Raw genomic sequence first — 20302 nt, forward strand, 5'->3', positions numbered from 1 at the left:
CTGTTTTTTTATGACCATTATACCATGTCTGCGTCCTCATTTTTCCAAATTATCTTCTTGCCCGTTTTTCGGCACGGCGGTCGGCGACGATAAAGCAGGCATGAATCGCGCCCGGCAGCCAAAAGATACAGGTCAATATGAGATTCAGCAATGCCTGAAACGGTTTTCCCGAAAACAAAACAGCGAGCGGCGGGCATAGGACAGCAAGCAGGTACATCATTTCCTTTCACTCCTTTCAGCTGTAAAAAAGACAGCCTCACATGTCAGGCTGTCCTCTTTTGTTTTGTTTTATTGAATGCCAAGCGCGATTTTCGCGTATCTGGACATTTTATCTCTTGTCCAAGGCGGATTCCACACAATGTGAACCTCCGTCTCTTTTACTTCCGGAATGTCCGCTAACGCTTTTTTCACTTCATCAACGATAATTGGCGCTAAAGGGCAGCCCATTGATGTCAGTGTCATCGTCACGTGCGTTAAGCCGTCTTCATCCATGTCAACATCGTATACCAAACCAAGGTTCACGATATCAACGCCAAGCTCAGGATCGACAACCTGTTCCAGGGCGCCCATAATGTTTTCTTTTAATGCCTCTTCCATGTTCCCTCACTCCTTTTTTTCTACAGTATAACGTAAATTCAGCTCTTGTTAATAACTTAGTGCTTTATAAGTACATATCAAACCATTCAACCGTTTTTAACACAGCTGTCCGCGGGACTTTATGGTCGGCGTGCTCATCTCCGATAAATTGGAGGCGTTCCGGCTGCTCGCTATAGTGCGATTTGATCGTGTCATAAAATTTCCGGGTCGGCGCGTAAGGCACGACTTTATCTTTTACGCCGTGCCAAAATAATAGCGGGCGCTGGCGCAGTTTCTCCGGCTGAAGGCTGAGATCACGCAATTCAAGACGCTCCATCAGCTCCTGCACCTTTTCTTCCGGCACATCGATCTCAATGCCCTGAGATTGAATATGGTCAATCTGCTGCTGAAACAGTTCCACGTAATTCGGGCTCCCCATCAGACTGACGCCGGCTTTTATCCAATCATAAGCAGTCAATGCGCCAAGCGTTGTGATGCCGCCCATCGACGTACCTGCAAGCCCGATGCGGCCGCTGTCTATCAGGCCCTCTTTTTCAAAATGAGCTTTGAGTACGCCGATCTCTTCAATCTCGTTGAGAACAATGTCCCAAAAATGGCCGGCGAGCTCTTCAACAGCCATTTGCTCTCCCCGTTCGCCATGGTGCAGAGCCTCCGGCAGTACAGCTCTGAAGCCCTTCTCCGCAAGCAGGTAAGCAATATGAAGGTTGTGTTCCTTCGCGCTAGTAAAACCATGTATAAAGATCACAAGAGGAACAGGACGTTGTCTGTTCTCTTCCTTTACAATATGTAAAAACGGAATACCGGAAACGGTTTGATTTTCAATTTGAATCACAATGTGCCCCTCCTTAGGATAACCATAATCATAAGTGTAACATGTAGACAATAAAGATGGTAAAAAGCTACACTGTAATTAAGGCAAAACAAGCAAAATCTAAGGTAAAAGGAGCTTTTCATGGAGACAAAACCTTACTTAATCGCATTAGACTTAGATGGAACGTTATTAAAGGATGATAAAACCATATCAGAAAACACCCTTCGGACGATACAGCGCCTAAAAGATGACGGGCATTATGTCTGCATCGCAACAGGACGTCCGTACCGTTCAAGCTCCATGTACTACCAGCAGATGGAGCTGACAACGCCGATTGTCAATTTTAACGGAGCGTTTGTCCATCATCCGCAGGACGACAGCTGGGGACGGTATCATACCTCGCTGCCGCTTGATGTTGTCAAACAGCTAGTTGATATCAGCGAGAACTACAACGTACATAATGTGCTTGCTGAAGTCATTGACGACGTCTACTTTCATTACCATGATGAGCACCTGATTGATGCCTTTAACATGAACACAACGAAGGTGACGGTCGGAGACTTGCGGGAAAATCTCGGTGAGGATGTTACATCCGTACTCATTCACGCAAAAGAAGAAGATGTTCCTGCAATACGCTCCTATTTATCGGATGTGCATGCCGAGGTGATCGATCATAGAAGATGGGCTGCGCCGTGGCACGTTATTGAAATTATTAAAAGCGGTATGAACAAAGCGGTCGGCCTGCAGAAAATCAGCGATTATTACGGCGTGCCAAGGGAGCGGATCATTGCTTTTGGCGATGAGGATAACGATTTAGAGATGCTTGAATTCGCCGGCTGCGGCGTTGCCATGGGAAATGGAATTGACGCGGTCAAGCAGATTGCCAACCGAACAACAGCTGCAAATGAAGAAGATGGCGTGGCAAGGTTTTTGAAAGAATATTTCTCCCTTTAAAGGCCGGTCCGTATTAATTTTTCCCACTCATAAACCTTACTTCGCCCCACCATACTATTGAAGACGACTCATCTCGTCAAAGTATGGAAGGGGGCAGTCTCAAAATGGGTAAACGAAGCAAATCCAGAAGGTTTATTCAGCAGGGTAAAGACTCCATCGGGCTACACGCCGCTAGATTTCCATATCGGTCTACATTAGAAGAAGCTCACCAGCATGCCGCGGCACGAGACTCGGCCGAAAGACAGGTTGAATATTAAATGAGAAACGAACTGTTTCAGCAGGCAAAATCATTTGTTCAACAGGCTGTCATGGTGACAAACGGCTTTGAGGAAGGCAATCAGGAGCAAGCGATTCTGAGAGCCAAAAACGCTGTGTCTTCTGCGTATGCCAACTCGACAGATGCGGAACGTCGCCAGCTCCATCAATTTCAGGATCAGCTGGACAAACTGCAATAAAAAAAGGCTATGGCGATTCGCCATAGCCTCTTATTTGACTTCAAACTGCTGAACAGCCTGAACCTGCTTCAGATTCTCCGCTCTGCCCTTAAATGTCACCTTCACCTCGTAGGTTCCGGGCTCAGGGACTTCCTTCCACACATCAGAGAAATCATATGTTTCTCCAGGCTTAAGCGTCAGGTTTTGAAAAGCCTGCGTAAACATTTTGTCTTTCGAATAACGGTATCTTTCTTTGTTCTCAGAATCATACACGACAAGTTCAAATTTTTGTCCTGTGCTGAATTGAAACTCGATAGCACGTTCGCTTTGGTTCTTCAGCGACATGTTAAACTTGATTTGTTCAGGCTCCTGAATTGCGTCAACAGATAAAACAACCTCTTGATTCTCCATTCCGCCTGATACCTCCTTATCGGGTTCTGTCTGCTCATCTTTCCCGCAGCCTATCAAAAGCAGCACGGGCAGGAGCATCACAAGCAGCCGTTTCACGACTTCCACCTGCTTTCGTCAGTCTTTTCTAAAGAAACCAAAAATCCCAGTCGTTTGAACAATGTTCGTAAATGCTTTCGGATCAACTTCTTTGACGATTTTCTCTAAATCGTACAGTTCATACCTTGTGATGACGATAATCATCATTTCTTTCTGTTCGTTCGTAAAGGCGCCTTTGGCCGGAACAGTTGTGATGCCGCGCACCATTTTTCCATAAATGGCTTCTTTGATTTCGTCCGCTTTTTTCGTCACGATCATTGCCGTAAGCTTCATGTGGCGGGTGTGAATAGCGTCGATCACCCTCGTTGTCACATACAGTGTAACCAGGGTATATAATGCTTTCTCCCAACCTTGCAATAATCCTGCCGTCAAGATGATAATCCCGTTCAGAATGAAGAAATACGTACCGACGGGTTTATCCTTCCACTTTGCAAGCACCATGGCGACGATATCAAGCCCGCCTGTCGAAGCGCCGTATTTTAATGTTAAGCCAATACCGACAGCGGAAATAACGCCGCCGAACACCGCGTTCAGCAAAATGTCATGTGACAGGCTTGTTTCCGGCAGGATCCCCATAAACACAGTAGTGAGTGCGACACTTAAAATGCTGTACACCGTAAACGATTTGCCGACCTTCAGCCACCCTAAAATACCGACCGGAATGTTTAAGAGGAACAAGAGCGTTCCTGTCGATATGTAAAAGGGGGCGTATTGCACAATGACGCTTGATAAAAGCTGGGCGACACCTGTAAATCCGCTGGCATATACATCTGCCGGAATCAAAAATAAGTTCAGCCCGGCCGCATTGAGTAAAGCGCCGATGATGACGATGAGTAATTTTTTTGTTTGATCTAGAACCATGGCATGTTCCTCCGCTCTTTCTTCTTTATTATGTTTTCCCTTAAAACAAATATTTGAACACGATTTTGGCAAATTAATATGATATAGTTGGCTTAACTCTCTTGATAACGAACGATAACGGAAAGAAGGGAAGCAATATGACAGTTCATCTCATCGCTGACAGCGCCGCCGATCTGCCCCGTTCTTATTTTGAAGAAAACGGCATCGGCTTTATTCCGCTCAGAGTTTCTCTCGGAGATAAAGAATTCGAAGATGCAGTCACGATTGAAGCGGATCAAATATTTGATGCGATGCAAAATGGAGAAACGCCTAAGACGTCCCAAGCCTCACCGCAAGCGATTAAAAATGTGTTTTTGCAATATGCCGAAACAGGTGATCCCGCTCTTTACATTGCCTTTTCCTCAGGCCTCTCAGGCACGTATCAGACGGCTGTGATGATCGCCAATGAAGTGAAGGAGGAATTCCCCGATTTCGATTTGCGGGTCATTGATTCCAAATGTGCTTCATTAGGATACGGTTTGGCCGTCCGGCATGCCGCCGATCTCTGTATCAACGGGAATACAATACAAGAAATTGAAACGTCTGTAAAGAACTTTTGTGAACAGCTTGAGCACATTTTTACCGTGGATGATCTCACGTATCTTGCAAGAGGCGGCCGCATCTCAAAAACATCCGCTTTTGTCGGCGGTCTGCTGAATATTAAACCGCTGCTTCAGATGGAGGACGGCAAGCTTGTGCCTCTGGAAAAAATCCGCGGACAGAAAAAACTTTTCAAACGGATCATCGAACTCATGAAAGAGCGCGGGGATGATTGGAGCAATCAAACCGTAGGGATCAGCTACGCCGCGAACGAAGAAAAAGCCACTGACATGAAACACTTGATTGAGGATGCGTTCAAGCCGAAAGAGATCATCATGCATTCGATCGGTTCTGCAATCGGCTCGCACGCCGGCCCCGGCACAGTGGCGATATTCTTTTTAAGAAAATAAGCAAACAAAAACAGTCAGACTCATATGTCCTGACTGTTTTTGTTTGCTTATTGAATTCCGACAGCTTTATACGCTTTTTCGACTGAAGCGGATTGCTTCGAGCCTTCACCGTATAAATCATTGGCCGCTTCGATTGCCGCTTGCTTCATCATGCTGAAATCTGTAGACGCCGTTACATAATATGTTAAAGCCCGATAGTAAATTTGTTCACATGCTTCACGCCCAATCCCTTCAACCTGTACATCGTGGTGCACGCCTCCTTCTGCCAGAAGGTAAGCTGCTTTATTGTGGATGGACGAATTGATATGGACTCCGCCATAATCCTCTGTTCCTGTGTAACGGTTCGAGTAATGATCAGGATTTCCCTGCTTGGATGGGTCCTCTAATGATCGTAAAGAATCTCCCGCAATATCCGGGGTATAGACATCCTCGCCGATTTCCCAATCATCACGGTCTGCCATCGCTCCCATAATGTCGGAAATGGACTCGTTTAATGCACCGGGTTCTCCTTGATATAAGAGACCGGCGGAATACTGCGTGACTGCGTGTGTGATTTCATGTGCGACAATGTCGAGCGATCCGGACAGCGGCTTAAATGTTGAGCCGTCTCCATCACCGTATACCATCTGCACACCGTTCCACGCCGCATTGTTCCACTGTTTGCCGACATGCACGGTAGACGTAATCCTTGCTCCGTTTTGATCAAAAGAATTTCGGCCAAATGTCTGGCTGTAATAGTCGTAAACGGCTTGCGCATTTGCATGTGCGTCCACAGCCGCCGGTTCTTTAAATACCGACGTGCCGCTGACTATTTCTTTGCCCGTATACCCGATCAATTGAGACAAAAGCGTAAACAAGGTTTCATTCAGGTTCTCCGCGTCAAACGTATTGATCCCTTTTCCCCTTGTTTCGTCCGCCAAATAAAAGCGCCCATTCTGTTCAGTGACTTCAAAGCTTTTTTCATCGCCTGAGACACCGATTCCTGTACCTGCCGCTTCATGAATGGCGTTAAAAGACTCAATGACCTTTCCGCTTTTGGCATCGATGAAATAATGCCAATAGCCAGGCTCAGGTTCAGATGTAGAGATTCTCACAAGGTAGGCAAGATCATATGCCCCGTCGTGCGGATAGATATATAATTCGCCTTTCGGTTCCCCGTCAATATATTCGATTTTCCCTATGGAAGCCTCGAGCTCACGTCGCGCTGTATGTATTGCTTTTTCTTCAGAAATAGACGGTGTGACGGATACGTCTTTTATTTGCGGATGCACCTTTCCAAAGAAACTTTTCACCTGTTTGTTTTCCTTCATCGCGATCGCTTGTTCAAAGCCGTAAATCGGAATTCCTTTATAAACTTCCGTTAATTTAAAAAACGTTTGTTTTGTCTTTGGATCCTTTATTGTTTTCGAAATGCGAAAATGGCTGTTCGCATCCCCTTTGAGCTTAAAATGCGTTTGATGCTTGTTCAGATAGGAAAATAGCGATTCTTTTTGGGTTGTGTTTTGTGCTTGCTTCGGTGATGACTTTTCGATGATGTATGAAGGGGTTTGATACGTATTGTCATATTTGATGCTTTGATCAGCTGAGGCCTGTGTTACAAAAACCATTTGGGCCGCCGTGCATAAGCCGGCCAGCAATAGAGACGTCTTGGCTAGGTTGCGCAAAACACCACATCCTTCCTGTTTTGGAATCTATCATTTTTCTTCATCCTATCAAAAAAACAAAAAATTGTATGTGGTGCTTCGTTCTTATTTTCCCAAAAAAGAAGGGCAGAGATATTGGCTCTGCCCTTCTTTTTCTACTCTACTAATTTTTTATTCACATAAATAATAACCCCTGCTCCATATGCCAAAATAAGCGGCGGAATGAGCTGCTCCTGGCCTTGAAACGAGATAAAGCTATTCAGCAAAATGAACAAACCGGAATTCAAGAAAAAGTAGCCTGCTATTCTGGCCAGCCGATCTTTATCCCTTATACGGGCCTCATTAAATCCGGCCAGCATCCACGTTTGTTTTTTGATCCCGACAAAATAGGCAACTACAAAGAATAAAAGCGCGATGACAATTAACAGATAATTGATGCCGATTTCCATATTTGAGCCTCCTACAACATTACTTGACGTTTAGAAAAAGAAAAAAAGCGGCGCAGCTTACTGCAATCAGCAGCAGGACGACGGATGCATTGAGGAACGGCTGCAAAAGAAGCAGCACAGCCAAAAACAGCAAATAAGCCGCACCGACTCGCGAAATCGTGACAATCTCCTTTTGAGAGCGCAATTTGTTTTTTCTGACGCCAGCAAACATCATCAGTTTTTTCCGCTTCCACACATATCCGGCGAGCACCGTTAAATAAACAACCAGCGGCAGATGTCTGTAATCGGGCGGCAGCAGCGGCAGGGCGATAATGGCGGCAATGAGAAGGACCGAAAGCCAGCTTTTGCCCAATAAAGACCCCCTCCTTTTCATCTCTCCCCCATCACCCCTCATCACTTCGGCAAGCTCCTTCGGATGAGAAAATTCGGTTTCAACAGCTTCCTGCAGTTCCTTTTCACTAAGGCCGGCTTTGATTCTGTCTTGTGCGAAAGCGGTTATATGCCCCTTTAATTCGCAGATGGCGTTTTCTCTCTCTCTCTACATCAGGCATATTCGCCAGCTCTGCATTTAGTTCCTCCATGTACCTGTCAATGATGTGCTGTGCATTCATAGCAAATCCTCCGATAAAGACAGTAAGGCTTGATGGGTTTCCAGGTATTTCTCCAGCCGTTCTTTTAACATTTCTTCTCCTTTTTGCGTCATTTTGTAATACTTTCTTTTCGGGCCGTCCAATGAATCCCCCCAAAAAAATTCGATCCATCCCTTCTCGGTCATTCGTTTCAGAATCGGATAAATCGCTCCCTCTGAAATAGCCAGTGCCGAGGTTGTTTTTAAGGATGACGTCAGCTCATAACCGTACATTGGTTTCGAGCGCAGCAGGGAAAGGATGGCCAGCTCGAAAATCCCTTTTCGAAATTGAACAATCCAGCGGTCATTAACTTGATTCGTTTTCATAGTTTAAATATATCGAAAAAACCACTATATATCAATCACATATAGCAGTGAAAAAGGTCCTGTTTTTTCATTTAACAAAAATGGAATTTCTCATACTTTTTAACCTTTTTATTACATAAATGTTTTTATATTATGAAAAGTGAAAAAACGATTCTTGAGGTTAAAAGGAGCAGTCGAATGCAGAAATCGATATCATTTTTTGTCATTTTTTCAGTCCTTTGGGGTTCGTTATTTCTGTTTTCTATTATTGGCAGCTTAGGGACAACCCCTATTCCGCTGACAAAGGACGCCAGATTTCTCATGTCCAGCGTCATTCCTCAGGGCTGGGGCTTTTTCAGCAAAAATCCGCGTGATACTGCGATCGGATTATATGAGGATGGAGATGCCAGCGCCAAGGTCAGATGGCCCAATATGAGGGCTGATAATCTATTCGGCCTGTATCGGTATGGGAGATCTCAAGGCGTTGAAATGGGCGTCATCTACAGCCAAGTCGGCAAGGAACAGTGGACAGCATGTAAAGAAAAGGACCTCGGCGCCTGCAAAAGCAAAGCCAAAACCGTGCAATTAAAAACACCCGCTCCCCGCCCGCTGCTTTGCGGCAGCTACTTTTTGACGAAAGAGGATATTGTTCCTTGGAGCTATTCTAAATACACCCCTTCGTCTTATCAGGTAAAAAGCATAGTCAAGGTTGTGATCTCATGCTCGAAAACATAAAACAGACCATCACCGGATGGGACGAAAGAAACCCGTGGACAAATGTATACGGCCTCGCGCGAAGCATCATTGCGCTATCCAGCCTGCTGACGCTGCTCGTCAATCATCCGAGTCTCATCATGAAGCCAGCCAGCGGAATCAGCAGTTATCCTGCTTGTAAAATGAATCTCAGTCTCTTTTGCCTCGGCGAAAATAACTATATGATGTTAAATCTTCTCAGATGGGTCTGCATTGTCATTCTGGTGCTTGTCGTCATTGGCTGGCGCCCTAGAATCACCGGGGTTCTCCATTGGTATGTCAGTTACAGCTTGCAGTCATCGTTAATCGTCATCGATGGAGGCGAGCAGGCAGCAGCTGTCATGACCTTTTTATTGCTCCCCATCACGCTGACCGATCCGAGAAAATGGCATTGGAGCACGAATCCTCTAGAGGGCAAAAGAACACTTGGAAAAATTACAGCTTTTATTTCTTATTTTGTGATCAGAATCCAAGTGGCGGTGCTTTATTTTCACTCTACCGTCGCTAAGCTTTCTCAGCAGGAATGGGTGGACGGAACAGCCGTCTATTATTTCGCCCAGGAAAAAACCATCGGCTTTAACGGCTTTTTTCAGGCGTTAACGAAGCCATTTGTGACAAGTCCGTTCGTGGTGATTCCGACATGGGGGACGCTGTTGGTTCAGATTGTCATCTTTGCGGCGCTGTTCGCGCCGAAGAAGCATTGGAGATTGATTTTGATCATCGCTGTTTTTATGCATGAGATTTTTGCAGTCATGCTGGGCCTCATCAGTTTCTCGCTTATCATGGCCGGCATTTTGATATTGTATCTCACTCCTATCGATTCCACGATTCAATTTACATATATTCGCAGAATGTTGTGGAATAAAAAACAAAAGAAGGGAGAGGTTTCAGTTTGAAGAAGGCGTTTCTAGTGTTTTTGTCGGTTGTATTGGTGACGACTGTGTTTTTGGTGAAGCAGCAAGAAAGTGTGGCACAGGCAAAGCAGCTCGAGTATTCAGGTGAGGAAATTTTTAAAGGGTTTGTATTTGCTCAGGGGGAAGTAGGCAAACAGCTTCCAGAGGTCTTCAATAAAGCCATGACTGACAAACTCAACACAAAAGAGGCAAAGGCATTTGCCAATCAGGTTGTCGCTGATATTAAAAAAGAGGATGCTGACTTCTTTGATAACCTGAAGAAAGCTGTTTACAGCAAAGATGCATTGAAAGTGGATGAACTGCTGAAAAAAGCGGGTCAAATCGTTGAAGAAAAAGTGGAAGCCGCAAAGGAAATCGCCGCTTCCAAGGATGATACGTCCAGAGTTCAGGCTGAGCTCGTCAACACGGTCGATACCGCTAACTATTTCTATTATGTTTCTTATGTTGCTGCAGCCGGTGCCCTGATTCTGATCATTCTTGCCATTGATATTACGCCGATTGCGATTTCAGACAATGTCGATCGCGAAATGGCAATCAGAACGCTGGTGGATGAATTAAACTAGAAATAAAAAAGGCTCGCTCTGCAGTCCTGCTGCAGGCGAGCCTTTTCCATGCTATTTTTTCTCGTATGTCCATCCGTCTTCCTGATACACTTTTCCGTTTTTCATCAAATGGCCGAGCGCGCGTTTAAAGGCGGCCTTGCTCATGTTAAAACGTTCTCTGATATCGTCAGGCTGGCTTTTGTCGCTGTAGGGCATAGCGCCGTTTCTTGTTCTCATATACGTCAGAATGTACTCAGCATCAACAGACATTGCATCCTGTTTTCTCGGAAGCAGCGACATGTTGACTGAACCGTCTTCTTTGACTTGAATCACCCGTCCCGTGACTCTTGAGCCGAGTCTTGGCTCCTCTTTTCTTTCTGAAGGATGGATAAAACCGCGGATACCGTCGTCCGTGATGACGAATGAACCTGTTGCGATCAGTCTGTACACCGTACCTGCCAGCTCTTTATTCATCATATCTTCTGTGGCGTCGGTAAACAGTTCGCTGATGATATCTTCCGGCGCTGGTTTCGCGAACATGCGTCCCCGGTTTGTCACCTTCAGCATACAGTAAAGCTTATCCCCTTTTTGCGGCCAGACATCTTCGTACGGAGGCAAATGCTCGGTTGCGACAAGCGCGTCCTTAGATAAACCGACATCAACGAAAACGCCCATATCTTCCACTTTATCCACCACTTCGACCCAGCCATACTCATCAGCGCTGATGACCGGAATTTTCATCGTGGCCGCAAGCCTTTCCTGCTGATCGACGTATATAAAGACCTCTACTTCGTCTCTGTCCTCGATATCCTCAGTTATTTCACTGTTATGTAAGAGAATCGTGTCTTCTCCGTCGGTTAAAAAGTAACCGAAGTCGGTTTGGTGATCTATACTCAAGGTTAATTGCTGCCCTGGTCTCATGCTATCGTCCTTCCTGTTCCGCTTATTTTTCTGCGGATTCTGTTAACATTTTTTCCAATCATCACAAATTGATTCTTTGTTCTGTTGGAAGTTTCTCTTTATTCTACTATAATCAACACATAAGTTAAATGTTATGGAGGTTTTCATATGGCAAAAGAAAGTTCATTTGATATTGTATCTAAGGTGGAATTGCCTGAAGTGCAAAACGCGATCCAAATCGCATTGAAGGAAATCAGCACACGCTATGACTTTAAAGGAAGCAAAAGCGATATTTCTTTAGATAAAGAGGAGCTTGTCCTCGTTTCTGATGACGAATTCAAATTAAGCCAGCTGAAAGATGTGCTGGTCAGTAAATTAATTAAACGAAATGTACCGACAAAAAACATTGATTACGGCAAGGTTGAAAACGCATCAGGGGGAACGGTACGCCAGCGCGCAAAGCTTGTTCAAGGCATTGACAAAGACAACGCCAAAAAAATCAATGCGATCATCAAAAACTCCGGACTGAAAGTAAAGTCTCAGGTGCAGGATGATCAAGTGCGCGTCACTGGAAAAAACAAGGATGACCTGCAGCAGGTTATTACAGCTGTGCGGGGTGCAGATCTGCCGATTGACGTTCAATTTATAAATTTCAGATAAATTTTCTGAATCCTATTGATTATTGTCTTTATTTTCGGTAAATTTGGAGAAAGGGAAAAAGCCCGGCATCTTTTGGCATTTCCTGAATACGAAAACTTCATATCCGTTCTTATCAAGAGAAGCAGAGGGACTGGCCCGACGAAGCTTCAGCAACCGGTGTAAATGGCGATCAGCCATGACCAAGGTGCTAAATCCAGCAAGCTCGAACAGCTTGGAAGATAAGAAGAGACAAAATCACTGACAAAGTCTTCTTCTTAAGAGGACTTTTTTTATTTCTCTTTTTTCCTTGCTGAATGTGAATAAAGGAGGCAGACAATGGGACTTTTAGAAGATTTGCAAAAACAGGTGTTAATCGGTGACGGCGCCATGGGAACGCTCCTCTACTCCTATGGCATTGACAGGTGTTTTGAGGAGCTCAACATTTCGAAGCCGGAGGAAATTCAGCGCATACATAAAGCGTACGTTGAGGCAGGAGCCAACATTATTCAAACGAATACGTACGGGGCCAATTATATTAAATTATCGAGACACGGCCTTGAGGATGACATTAAAAAAATGAATCAAGAGGCAGTAAAAATCGCGCGGGCTTCAGCAGGCGATGCGTACGTACTTGGGACGATGGGCGGCATCCGCACATTTAATAAAAACGCGTACAGCCTTGACGAAATCAAACGCAGCTTTCGCGAGCAGCTGTACCTGCTGCTGCATGAAGAACCGGATGGCTTGCTGTTAGAAACGTATTATGATTTGGAAGAAGCCCGTGAAGTGCTGAAAATTGCGCGCAAAGAGACTAGCCTTCCGATTATGCTCAATGTATCGATGCACGAGCAAGGCGTACTGCAGGACGGAACGCCGCTTTCTGAAGCATTGCGATCGATTGCGGATCTCGGGGCTGATATCGTCGGCATTAACTGCCGGCTCGGCCCTTATCACATGATTGAAGCGCTCAGCGAAGTGCCGATTTTTGATGACGTGTTCTTATCAGTTTATCCGAACAGCAGTCTTCCTTCGCTTGAAGAGGGACGGCTCGTCTATGAAACAGATGACACGTATTTTCAAAACAGCGCATCAGAATTCCGCAAGCAAGGCGCACGGATTATCGGCGGCTGCTGCGGCACCACACCGAATCACATCCGGGCGATGGCGGAAGCAGTTGGCGGGCTGGCTCCGATTACGGAAAAAGAAGTCAAAACCCGGGCGAAGGAATTCATTTCCGTTCAGCACGAGCGGACAGAGCCCGGCCTGAATGAGATCGCGGCGGAAAAACGCTCCATTATCGTAGAGCTGGACCCGCCGAAAAAATTGAGCTTTGACAAATTTCTGTCCGCTGCTGCCGAATTAAAAGAAGCGGGAATTGATGCCCTGACGCTCGCTGACAATTCACTGGCTACCCCGCGGATCAGCAATGTTGCCTGCGGCGCCCTTGTGAAGCAGCAGCTCGATATGCGGTCCCTTGTCCATATTACGTGCCGTGACCGAAATATTATCGGCTTGCAGTCACATTTAATGGGCCTTGATACATTAGGGCTGAATGACGTGCTGGCCATTACGGGTGATCCTTCTAAAATCGGGGATTTTCCGGGTGCAACGTCTGTTTATGATTTAACATCCTTTGATTTAATCAGGCTGATCAAACAGTTCAATGAAGGACTGTCCCTGTCTGGAAAGCCGCTTGGCAAGAAAACGAATTTCTCAGTCGCCGCTGCATTTAATCCGAACGTCCGACATCTGGATAAAGCGGTAAAACGGCTGGAGAAAAAAATAGATTGCGGGGCCGATTATTTTGTTTCACAGCCTGTCTATTCCGAGCAGCAGCTTGTCGATATCCATAACGAAACAAAGCATCTGAAGACGCCGATCTATATCGGCATTATGCCGCTCACAAGCAGCCGAAATGCTGAATTCATCCACAATGAAATTCCGGGCATTAAGCTGTCTGACTCTATTCGCGAAACAATGGCCCTCGCCGGTGAAGATAAAGAGAAGCAAAAAGCGGAAGGCCTTGCGATTGCCCGCTCCCTGCTGGACACGGCATGCGAGCTGTTTAACGGCATTTACTTGATTACGCCTTTTCTCAGATCTGACTTAACCGCTGAGCTCACTTCGTATATCAAGCAAAAAGATGAGCAGCGCCAAAATATCTATTTGCATTAAACCTAGATGACTGCCTGAGCCAATCGGGCGGTCTTTTTTTACCGCATTCGTGTTACGATATAAAAAATCGGTTTATGAGGAGGAACATCATGCTCGAAGTTAAAACCATTTCCGCGGAAGATACATACGAAATCCGGCACCGTATCCTGCGCCCCCATCAATCCATCGAACAATGCAAATATGAACAGGATCATGCGGAAGGCTCTTTTCATCTCGGCGCGTTTTTTGAAGGAACGCTGATCAGCATCGCTTCTTTCTCCCCTCAAAATCAGCCATTATTAACGGAATCTCCTGCGTATCGGCTGAGAGGCATGGCGACGCTTGAGGGATATCGTGATCAAAAAGCCGGGAGCATGCTGATCAAACACGCGGAGCAGAAACTGACAGAGAAAGGCGTGCAGGCGGTCTGGTGCAATGCAAGACAACATGTCAAAGGCTACTACGCAAAGCTTGGCTGGGAAGAACGCGGCGAACCGTTTGAGATTCCCGGCATTGGCACTCATATCGTCATGTGCAAAAAACTCGGAACAAGCAGGTGATCTTATGGACGTAATGGATGAGCTGATTGAGCTTCATGAAGAACATGTCCCCGGGGTATTGCGGCTTTGCAGGCAGGCCGGGTGGCCGGATTATGGTGAACAAGAGCTGGCACTGCTGGTCCAGCAAGGGCGCTTTTTCGGTTATCAAAACATCCGCGGGGAGATCATCTCCTGCATCGGCTTGTTTTTGTTTGGCCGTCTTGCTTCTATCGGCCTCGTCATCGTCGACAAAGAATACAAACGGCTCGGTCTCGGGCGGCGGATGGTAAACGCGTGTATCACCCAAACGGATGAAAGCACCGCCATCAGGCTTTGCGCCACAAAAGAAGGTTTGCCGCTTTATGAAAAAGCAGGTTTTCATAAAGCGGGTTCAGTCCGAAAGTACAGCTGCCACAGTTTTCAACCTTTTGCAAAGCACCTTGACGCTGAACTGACACCCTTTAGAGAACAAGACTTTCAAGACTTAGCCGCAGCGGATCTGGCAGCTTTTGGCGGAGATCGATCAAACCTTCTTCAGCAGCTTATTTCCACTTCGGAAGAATGTGTCATCATCAGAAACAAGAAGGGACAGCTGATTGGCTACGGCCTGTCTGTACAGACACCGGCCAATCTGAAATTCGGCCCTATCGTCGCTCCATCATCAGACATTGCTGCACGAATTATCAACAGGCTGGCCGCCGGCAAACAAAGTCCGATGCGAATCGATATACCGGGTGAACACACATCTCTTCATGACAGACTGATTGAAATGGGATTTCACGCAGACGCAGAGCCGCCGCTTATGCTTTACCAGAAAAAGAGGCTTCCTGACCAAAATGGACACCTATATTCGTTAATTTCACAGGCACTCGGTTAACCCTCCTTTTTCCCGAACAGGTATTTTCTGTTCGGTTTTTTGCTGTCTGAACGTTGAATAAACGAAGCCAGCAGGGACATTCTAAGCAGAAGAAAAGGAGTGTGCTCTGAGATGGAATCATCAAAACAAAATAACGGAATGACGATTGTTGCAATCGGTTCAATCCCTTTAATATTAACACTTGGAAACTCGATGCTTATTCCGATTTTGCCAAAAATGAAATCTGAACTTCATTTATCACAATTTCAAGTCAGTCTCGTGATCACAGTATTTTCCTTGATTGCGGCGTTTGCCATTCCGATTGTCGGTTATCTCGCTGACAGATTCTCAAGGAAAATCATCATTATCCCTTGCTTAATTTTGTACGGTGCCGGCGGCTTATTAGCCGGGTTTGCGGCGGGTTTTTTTGATCATGCATACCCTTGGGTCATGGCAGGACGGGCGCTTCAGGGAATCGGGGCAGCCGGGACCGGCCCGATTGCGATGGCACTGACGGGGGATCTGTTTAAAGGCGCCCAGGAAAGCAAGGTGCTCGGCCTCGTTGAAGCTTCAAACGGCATGGGGAAAGTGCTTTCGCCGATCATCGGCTCGCTTATCGCCCTGCTTGTCTGGTATGGCGCGTTTTTTGCCTTCCCGGTGTTTTGTATCATTTCGATCGTGCTGACGTGGATTTTTATTAAAGAAAAGAAAAAGGAAAAAGAACCGCCCCCGATCGGAAAATATGCGAAAGGGCTGTTAAGTGTTTTTAAACATGAAGGCAGATGGCTGTTTACAGCTTATTTAGCAGGGGCAACTTGTTTGTTTACTTTATTCGGCATCCTGTTCTATCTATCAGATGTCTTAGAAAAAACATACGATACCGACGGCGTCAAAAAAGGCTTGATTTTGGCAATCCCGCTTTTGGTTATGTGTGTGACGTCTTATACAACCGGAAGCAAAATCGGCCAAAAGCAATCATTAATGAAAAAGCTGATCGTACTCGGATTGGCGTTTATGACTGTTTCTTATGCGGCATTGTCTTTCATTGAGAATCTTGTCCTCTTTATCAGCGTTCTCGTACTGAGCAGTATAGGCTCCGGCCTTGTCCTTCCTTGTGTGAACAGTTTTATTACCGGAGCTGTCGGCAAAGAAAGACGGGGATTTGTGACCTCGCTCTACGGATCAGTTCGTTTCTTAGGGGTTGCCATCGGGCCTCCGATTTTCGGCCGCCTGATGCAATGGTCCAGACCCGGCATGTTCTTGAGCATTGCGGGATTGACGCTTGTTGTCGGCATTCTCGTGATTTTGCTGATCCATGTGAATCAAAACAAAGAAGAAACAAAAGAAAAAGAAGATCCTAAAATGGCTGGCAATCGGCTTCAGCCAGCTGAGGAAAGGTAGCATCCCATTTGAAAATCGAACGGGTTGAGACCTTTCCGCTTTTGCATCGATTAGAAGAGCCGTACGGCGACGCAAACGGGTTTAAACGATATCGAACTTGCTATCTCATCAGAATTGTCACAGAAAGCGGGATTGACGGCTGGGGAGAATGTGTTGATTGGCTCCCGGCTCTCCATGTCGGTTTTACCAAACGGATCATCCCGTACCTTGTAGGAAAACAGGCCGGCAGCCGACTGCCATTAGTGCGCACGATTCAAAAATGGCATCAACGGGCGGCCTCTGCTGTGAGCATGGCGCTGACTGAGATTGCGGCCAAAGCTGCGGATTGTTCGGTTTGCGAACTATGGGGCGGGCGGTACAGAGAAGAGATTCCTGTATACGCCTCTTTTCAATCGTATTCTGAACAGCCGCAATGGATCAGCCATTCGGTTTCCAGTGTCGAAACCCAATTAAACAAGGGCTTTAAGCAAATTAAAGTCAAAATCGGCGGGACTTCATTTGAGGAAGATGTCCGTCACATCAATGCCCTGCAGCATACGGCCGGCAGCTCCATTACGATGATTCTGGACGCAAACCAAAGCTACGACGCCGCAGCCGCTTTGAAATGGGAACGCTATTTCTCAGCATGGACGAACATCGGCTGGCTTGAAGAGCCTTTGCCCTTTGATCAGCAGCAGGATTACGCTTTGCTGCGCAGCCGTTTATCTGTTCCTGTTGCCGGTGGAGAAAATATGAAAGGCGCGGCACAATTTGTGCCTCTCCTTTCACAGCGGTGTTTGGATATCATTCAGCCCGATGTCATGCATGTCAACGGAATTGATGAATTTCGGGACTGCCTCCAGCTCGCACGTTATTTCGGCGTTAGAGCGTCCGCCCATGCATATGATGGTTCTCTTTCACGGCTCTATGCTTTATTTGCGCAAGCCTGTCTTTCTCCGTGGTCTAAAATGGAGAAAGACCAAATTGAACCGATCGAGTGGGACGTCATGAAGAATCCTTTTACAGATCTCGTCAGCCTTCAGCCTTCAAAAGGAGCGGTTCACATCCCGAAAGGAAAAGGCATTGGAACAGAAATCAATATGGAGATCGTCAATCGCTACAAGTGGGATGGCTCAGCATATTAAGCTGAGCCATTCTTTATTTGCAGACATAAATAATGGACAGCCTCATAAAATGGAAACAGCGGACAAGTCTTTTCATAAAGGAGCAAATGACTTAATGGCTGAACTGCTGACGAAAGCAAAACTCACGTTTATGATTGTCGTAGGCGGCGTACTGCAGGGACTCGGCATGTCCTTGTTTTTATTTCCGCATGATATTCCGACAGGCGGGGCAGCAGGTATTGCGGTGCTGTTGCATTATCTGTTTCAAATTCCTCATGGCTTTTCAGTGTGGGCTGTGAATGTGTCGATGCTTTTTACCGCTTTAAAATGGCTGGAAATGAGAACATTCACCGGCACCCTCGCTTCGATTACCGTCACCTCTGTCTCGGTATTGATCTTTGATGCGATTTTTCCGGATATCACATCAAACCTGTGGCTTGATCTGGCAATCGGCGCTGTGTTATTGGGACTCGGCATCGGACTTTTATACAAATACAAAATTTCAAACGGAGGATTTGGAGCCCTTGCGCTGATGATTTCCATTTACCGCGGCGGGAATCCCGGAACAATCCTGCTCATCATGAATTGCATCATTTTTATGGTGACCGCGTCTATTATTGCATGGGGCATCGTCATCCAAGCCCTGATATGCCAAGTGATATCGACAAGAGTCATCGACTTCATCTATAACATCCGTCTGACTTCACTCCCCTATCTCACGCCTATGTACCGCCATAAAAAATAATAGGCAGAGGCTCTCTTCACGACGAGAGCCCCGCAGCCGCTGTTTTACAAGTAAAACGTATCGGATCTTAGCCCTAAACGCAGCGTCTCTAACGCGATCGCATCATGAAATGGGATATTGGCCAAATTCACATTCGACCCGATCCTTTGAATAAACCCTTGCTGGAGCGTTTTGTTCGGCGCTTCAAAAATCAGCCGGGTGATATCAATATCCGAGGAAATGATGTCATCAACAATTTGAAACCGAACATCGCCGCTGCTGGAACATATTCCTCCTGTCCCGCTCTCCCTTGCCTCCGTAATCACTTTTTCCGCGCCAGCTTCCATATCCTCAACGATATACTCTAGCCATTCCTCAGAGCTTTGCCGGCTTGATAATTCCGCATCCTTGCTGCCCACCTCACTTAGCACAAGAAATTCATCAGAAAAATCGGCAATGTAAGCCGCTTTCTCTTTATTCGTCATCGGGAGCGTACCGTTTGAAATCTCGATATATTCACAGCCGAAATAGGTGCAATACCGATGAAATTCATTCACTTTTTTCTGGCTTACATACTTCTCAAACAGTGTGCCGCCAAAGAAAAATTTAATGTCATGCTCTTTCAGCGCGCTGATCTTTTCTTCAAGATCTTTCGTAAGTAATGATGTGCCCCAGCCGAATTTCACAAAATCTATATAGTCGGACGCTGCGGCTATCACATCTTTGAAAAATTGCAAGGGATAGCCGTTATCTATTAAAATGGTCTGCCCGGTTTCTCTCGGCTTGCTTGTTCTCACTGGCAATTCTAGTGAAAAATCATTCATATCATGACCCTCTCTATCGTTGGAACTTCTCTTTCTTGTTTCACTTTCATCACGAAATCGCCTGTCAATTCTTTTGTACAGTACGCGATGTCTTCCGGATCAAACAATGGCTGGCAGCGGTCAAAAAATTTCTCCGCAACAGAAGAGCCTTTTATTCTTTCGATCGTCTCCGCAGAGGTTACCGCATTTGTCCCTTCAATGATGTCCTTGATATACTCCGCACACGCCATGTCGTCATCACCTGACGGATGGGAAGCGACAATGTTCATGACACAATCCTTTGCGGCGAGCGTTTTCACATGCTCTGCTGTTGTTCTGGCGTTGGAAAATCCGGTCACGAACAGAAGCTTGGCGTTCAGCGCCCCTAACGCTGCTGTGACGCCGTTTGTTGTTTTCTGGATCAGGCGCTTATCCGCCATCCCCTGCATCGCCATGCGTTTTGGAGAATTATCCAAATCAAATCCGCTGATACCGACCCCCTTTTCCTCTCCCGTCAATACGTAATCCGGATAGGTTTCTTTCAGCGCAAAGGCTTCCTCTGCTGTTCCGGCCAATAATATCTCTTTCGCCCCGCCGATAAACGCATAATGGGCGACCGTAAAGGCTCTGATGACATCAATGACGATGTTAATATCCGCCGGGGCTAGCGAATGATGATGCCCCTGATAAATGGTAATCGGCATAATACCTCTCCTTGGGCATAAAACCATTTTGCTTAAAAGCATATTCAGCCGGTCTCTTAATGGTTCCGCTCCCTCATTTTAGGCGGCGCCG

At 46.2% G+C, this 20302-nt stretch carries 24 protein-coding genes, 2 pseudogenes and 1 riboswitch; of the genes and pseudogenes, 14 read left to right on the forward strand and 12 right to left on the reverse strand.

Annotation, left to right across the window (positions count from 1 at the left end):
• Nucleotides 1-49 precede the first annotated feature (49 nt).
• From CVV77_RS07365 to CVV77_RS07375, 3 genes are all read right to left on the reverse strand, one after another.
• The gene (locus CVV77_RS07365) at nt 50-220 is read right to left on the reverse strand and encodes a YqaE/Pmp3 family membrane protein (RefSeq protein WP_003232996.1); all 171 of its coding nucleotides are present in this window, start codon (nt 218-220) and stop codon (nt 50-52) included.
• A gap of 68 nt (nt 221-288) precedes the next feature.
• A complete protein-coding gene (locus tag CVV77_RS07370) occupies nt 289-597 on the reverse strand; it encodes a metal-sulfur cluster assembly factor (RefSeq protein ID WP_003224525.1) in 309 nt (102 codons plus the stop codon).
• A 64-nt stretch (nt 598-661) separates the two neighbouring features.
• Nucleotides 662-1429: a prolyl oligopeptidase family serine peptidase gene (locus CVV77_RS07375; protein WP_100274998.1), complete on the reverse strand. Its 768-nt coding sequence runs from the start codon at nt 1427-1429 to the stop codon at nt 662-664.
• A gap of 120 nt (nt 1430-1549) precedes the next feature.
• On the opposite strand from CVV77_RS07375, the gene yitU reads away from it, so the two are divergent.
• From yitU to CVV77_RS07385, 3 genes are all read left to right on the forward strand, one after another.
• Nucleotides 1550-2362 carry a 5-amino-6-(5-phospho-D-ribitylamino)uracil phosphatase YitU gene (gene yitU, locus CVV77_RS07380; RefSeq protein WP_019258036.1) on the forward strand — a complete coding sequence of 271 codons (813 nt, stop codon included), beginning with the start codon at nt 1550-1552 and terminating at the stop codon, nt 2360-2362.
• A gap of 104 nt (nt 2363-2466) precedes the next feature.
• Nucleotides 2467-2619, forward strand: coding sequence for a hypothetical protein (locus CVV77_RS22150; RefSeq protein ID WP_003239346.1), 153 nt, complete (start codon nt 2467-2469; stop codon nt 2617-2619).
• Nucleotides 2620-2817 (forward strand): DUF3813 domain-containing protein, encoded by a 198-nt coding sequence (locus CVV77_RS07385; protein ID WP_100274999.1) that lies wholly within the window; start codon nt 2620-2622, stop codon nt 2815-2817.
• A gap of 30 nt (nt 2818-2847) precedes the next feature.
• On the opposite strand, the gene CVV77_RS07390 is transcribed toward CVV77_RS07385, so the two are convergent.
• Together CVV77_RS07390 and CVV77_RS07395 are read right to left on the reverse strand one after the other, a co-directional pair.
• The gene (locus CVV77_RS07390) at nt 2848-3303 is read right to left on the reverse strand and encodes a BsuPI-related putative proteinase inhibitor (protein ID WP_309300182.1); all 456 of its coding nucleotides are present in this window, start codon (nt 3301-3303) and stop codon (nt 2848-2850) included.
• Between the two features lie 18 nt (nt 3304-3321).
• Nucleotides 3322-4164 (reverse strand): YitT family protein, encoded by an 843-nt coding sequence (locus tag CVV77_RS07395; protein WP_003224514.1) that lies wholly within the window; start codon nt 4162-4164, stop codon nt 3322-3324.
• A 137-nt stretch (nt 4165-4301) separates the two neighbouring features.
• Between CVV77_RS07395 and CVV77_RS07400 the strand changes: the two genes are divergently transcribed.
• Nucleotides 4302-5153 (forward strand): DegV family protein, encoded by an 852-nt coding sequence (locus CVV77_RS07400; protein WP_100275000.1) that lies wholly within the window; start codon nt 4302-4304, stop codon nt 5151-5153.
• A 47-nt stretch (nt 5154-5200) separates the two neighbouring features.
• Here the strand turns inward: CVV77_RS07400 and nprB are convergent, their stop codons facing one another.
• The 4 genes and pseudogenes from nprB to CVV77_RS07420 all read right to left on the reverse strand — a co-directional run bounded on the left by nprB (nt 5201) and on the right by CVV77_RS07420 (nt 8200).
• Nucleotides 5201-6817, reverse strand: coding sequence for a neutral protease NprB (nprB, locus tag CVV77_RS07405; RefSeq protein WP_100275001.1), 1617 nt, complete (start codon nt 6815-6817; stop codon nt 5201-5203).
• Between the two features lie 134 nt (nt 6818-6951).
• On the reverse strand, nt 6952-7245 hold the full coding sequence (locus CVV77_RS07410; RefSeq protein ID WP_003239356.1) for a DUF3784 domain-containing protein: 294 nt from the start codon (nt 7243-7245) through the stop codon (nt 6952-6954).
• A gap of 19 nt (nt 7246-7264) precedes the next feature.
• Nucleotides 7265-7856, reverse strand: a pseudogene (locus tag CVV77_RS07415) (HAAS signaling domain-containing protein).
• On the reverse strand, nt 7853-8200 hold the full coding sequence (locus CVV77_RS07420) for a PadR family transcriptional regulator (RefSeq protein WP_100275002.1): 348 nt from the start codon (nt 8198-8200) through the stop codon (nt 7853-7855). Before CVV77_RS07420 ends, CVV77_RS07415 begins: the two are co-directional and overlap by 4 nt.
• A 177-nt stretch (nt 8201-8377) precedes the next feature.
• On the opposite strand from CVV77_RS07420, the gene CVV77_RS07425 reads away from it, so the two are divergent.
• The 3 genes from CVV77_RS07425 to CVV77_RS07435 are packed head-to-tail and all read left to right on the forward strand — an operon-like array spanning nt 8378 to nt 10409.
• Nucleotides 8378-8914 carry an SdpA family antimicrobial peptide system protein gene (locus tag CVV77_RS07425; RefSeq protein WP_100275003.1) on the forward strand — a complete coding sequence of 179 codons (537 nt, stop codon included), beginning with the start codon at nt 8378-8380 and terminating at the stop codon, nt 8912-8914.
• A complete protein-coding gene (locus CVV77_RS07430) occupies nt 8899-9828 on the forward strand; it encodes a sporulation-delaying protein SdpB family protein (protein WP_100275004.1) in 930 nt (309 codons plus the stop codon). Before CVV77_RS07425 ends, CVV77_RS07430 begins: the two co-directional genes overlap by 16 nt.
• Nucleotides 9825-10409, forward strand: coding sequence for a sporulation delaying protein family toxin (locus CVV77_RS07435; RefSeq protein ID WP_003239365.1), 585 nt, complete (start codon nt 9825-9827; stop codon nt 10407-10409). Before CVV77_RS07430 ends, CVV77_RS07435 begins: the two co-directional genes overlap by 4 nt.
• A gap of 51 nt (nt 10410-10460) precedes the next feature.
• On the opposite strand, the pseudogene CVV77_RS07440 reads toward CVV77_RS07435, so the two are convergent.
• Nucleotides 10461-11358 (reverse strand): annotated as a pseudogene (locus CVV77_RS07440) (CvfB family protein).
• Nucleotides 11359-11456: 98 nt separating this feature from the next.
• Here CVV77_RS07440 and CVV77_RS07445 point away from each other — a divergent pair.
• The 7 genes from CVV77_RS07445 (at nt 11457) to CVV77_RS07475 (ending at nt 18725) form a co-directional block, all read left to right on the forward strand.
• A complete protein-coding gene (locus tag CVV77_RS07445; RefSeq protein ID WP_100275006.1) occupies nt 11457-11948 on the forward strand; it encodes a YajQ family cyclic di-GMP-binding protein in 492 nt (163 codons plus the stop codon).
• A 106-nt stretch (nt 11949-12054) separates the two neighbouring features.
• A riboswitch (SAM riboswitch) is annotated at nt 12055-12173 on the forward strand.
• Between the two features lie 90 nt (nt 12174-12263).
• Nucleotides 12264-14102, forward strand: a complete 1839-nt coding sequence (locus CVV77_RS07450; RefSeq protein ID WP_100275007.1) for a bifunctional homocysteine S-methyltransferase/methylenetetrahydrofolate reductase — start codon at nt 12264-12266, stop codon at nt 14100-14102.
• Nucleotides 14103-14191: 89 nt separating this feature from the next.
• A complete protein-coding gene (locus CVV77_RS07455) occupies nt 14192-14641 on the forward strand; it encodes a GNAT family N-acetyltransferase (protein WP_142397303.1) in 450 nt (149 codons plus the stop codon).
• Nucleotides 14642-14645: 4 nt separating this feature from the next.
• The gene (locus CVV77_RS07460) at nt 14646-15497 is read left to right on the forward strand and encodes a GNAT family N-acetyltransferase (protein WP_019258025.1); all 852 of its coding nucleotides are present in this window, start codon (nt 14646-14648) and stop codon (nt 15495-15497) included.
• A gap of 111 nt (nt 15498-15608) precedes the next feature.
• Entirely contained in the window at nt 15609-16877 is a 1269-nt protein-coding gene (locus CVV77_RS07465; RefSeq protein WP_100275009.1) for an MFS transporter, read from the forward strand.
• Nucleotides 16878-16885: 8 nt separating this feature from the next.
• A complete protein-coding gene (locus CVV77_RS07470; RefSeq protein WP_100275010.1) occupies nt 16886-18001 on the forward strand; it encodes a mandelate racemase/muconate lactonizing enzyme family protein in 1116 nt (371 codons plus the stop codon).
• A 94-nt stretch (nt 18002-18095) separates the two neighbouring features.
• Complete coding sequence (locus CVV77_RS07475) at nt 18096-18725, forward strand: YitT family protein (protein WP_100275161.1); 630 nt, start codon at nt 18096-18098, stop codon at nt 18723-18725.
• Nucleotides 18726-18769: 44 nt separating this feature from the next.
• Here the strand turns inward: CVV77_RS07475 and CVV77_RS07480 are convergent, their stop codons facing one another.
• Together CVV77_RS07480 and CVV77_RS07485 are read right to left on the reverse strand one after the other, a co-directional pair.
• Nucleotides 18770-19528: a phosphosulfolactate synthase gene (locus CVV77_RS07480; RefSeq protein ID WP_064813435.1), complete on the reverse strand. Its 759-nt coding sequence runs from the start codon at nt 19526-19528 to the stop codon at nt 18770-18772.
• Nucleotides 19525-20211: a 2-phosphosulfolactate phosphatase gene (locus CVV77_RS07485; RefSeq protein ID WP_100275011.1), complete on the reverse strand. Its 687-nt coding sequence runs from the start codon at nt 20209-20211 to the stop codon at nt 19525-19527. The genes CVV77_RS07480 and CVV77_RS07485 overlap by 4 nt, the downstream gene beginning before the upstream one ends.
• Nucleotides 20212-20302 lie beyond the last annotated feature (91 nt).

Source organism: Bacillus sp. SN1, from assembly GCF_002796895.1.
Taxonomy (GTDB): domain Bacteria; phylum Bacillota; class Bacilli; order Bacillales; family Bacillaceae; genus Bacillus; species Bacillus inaquosorum.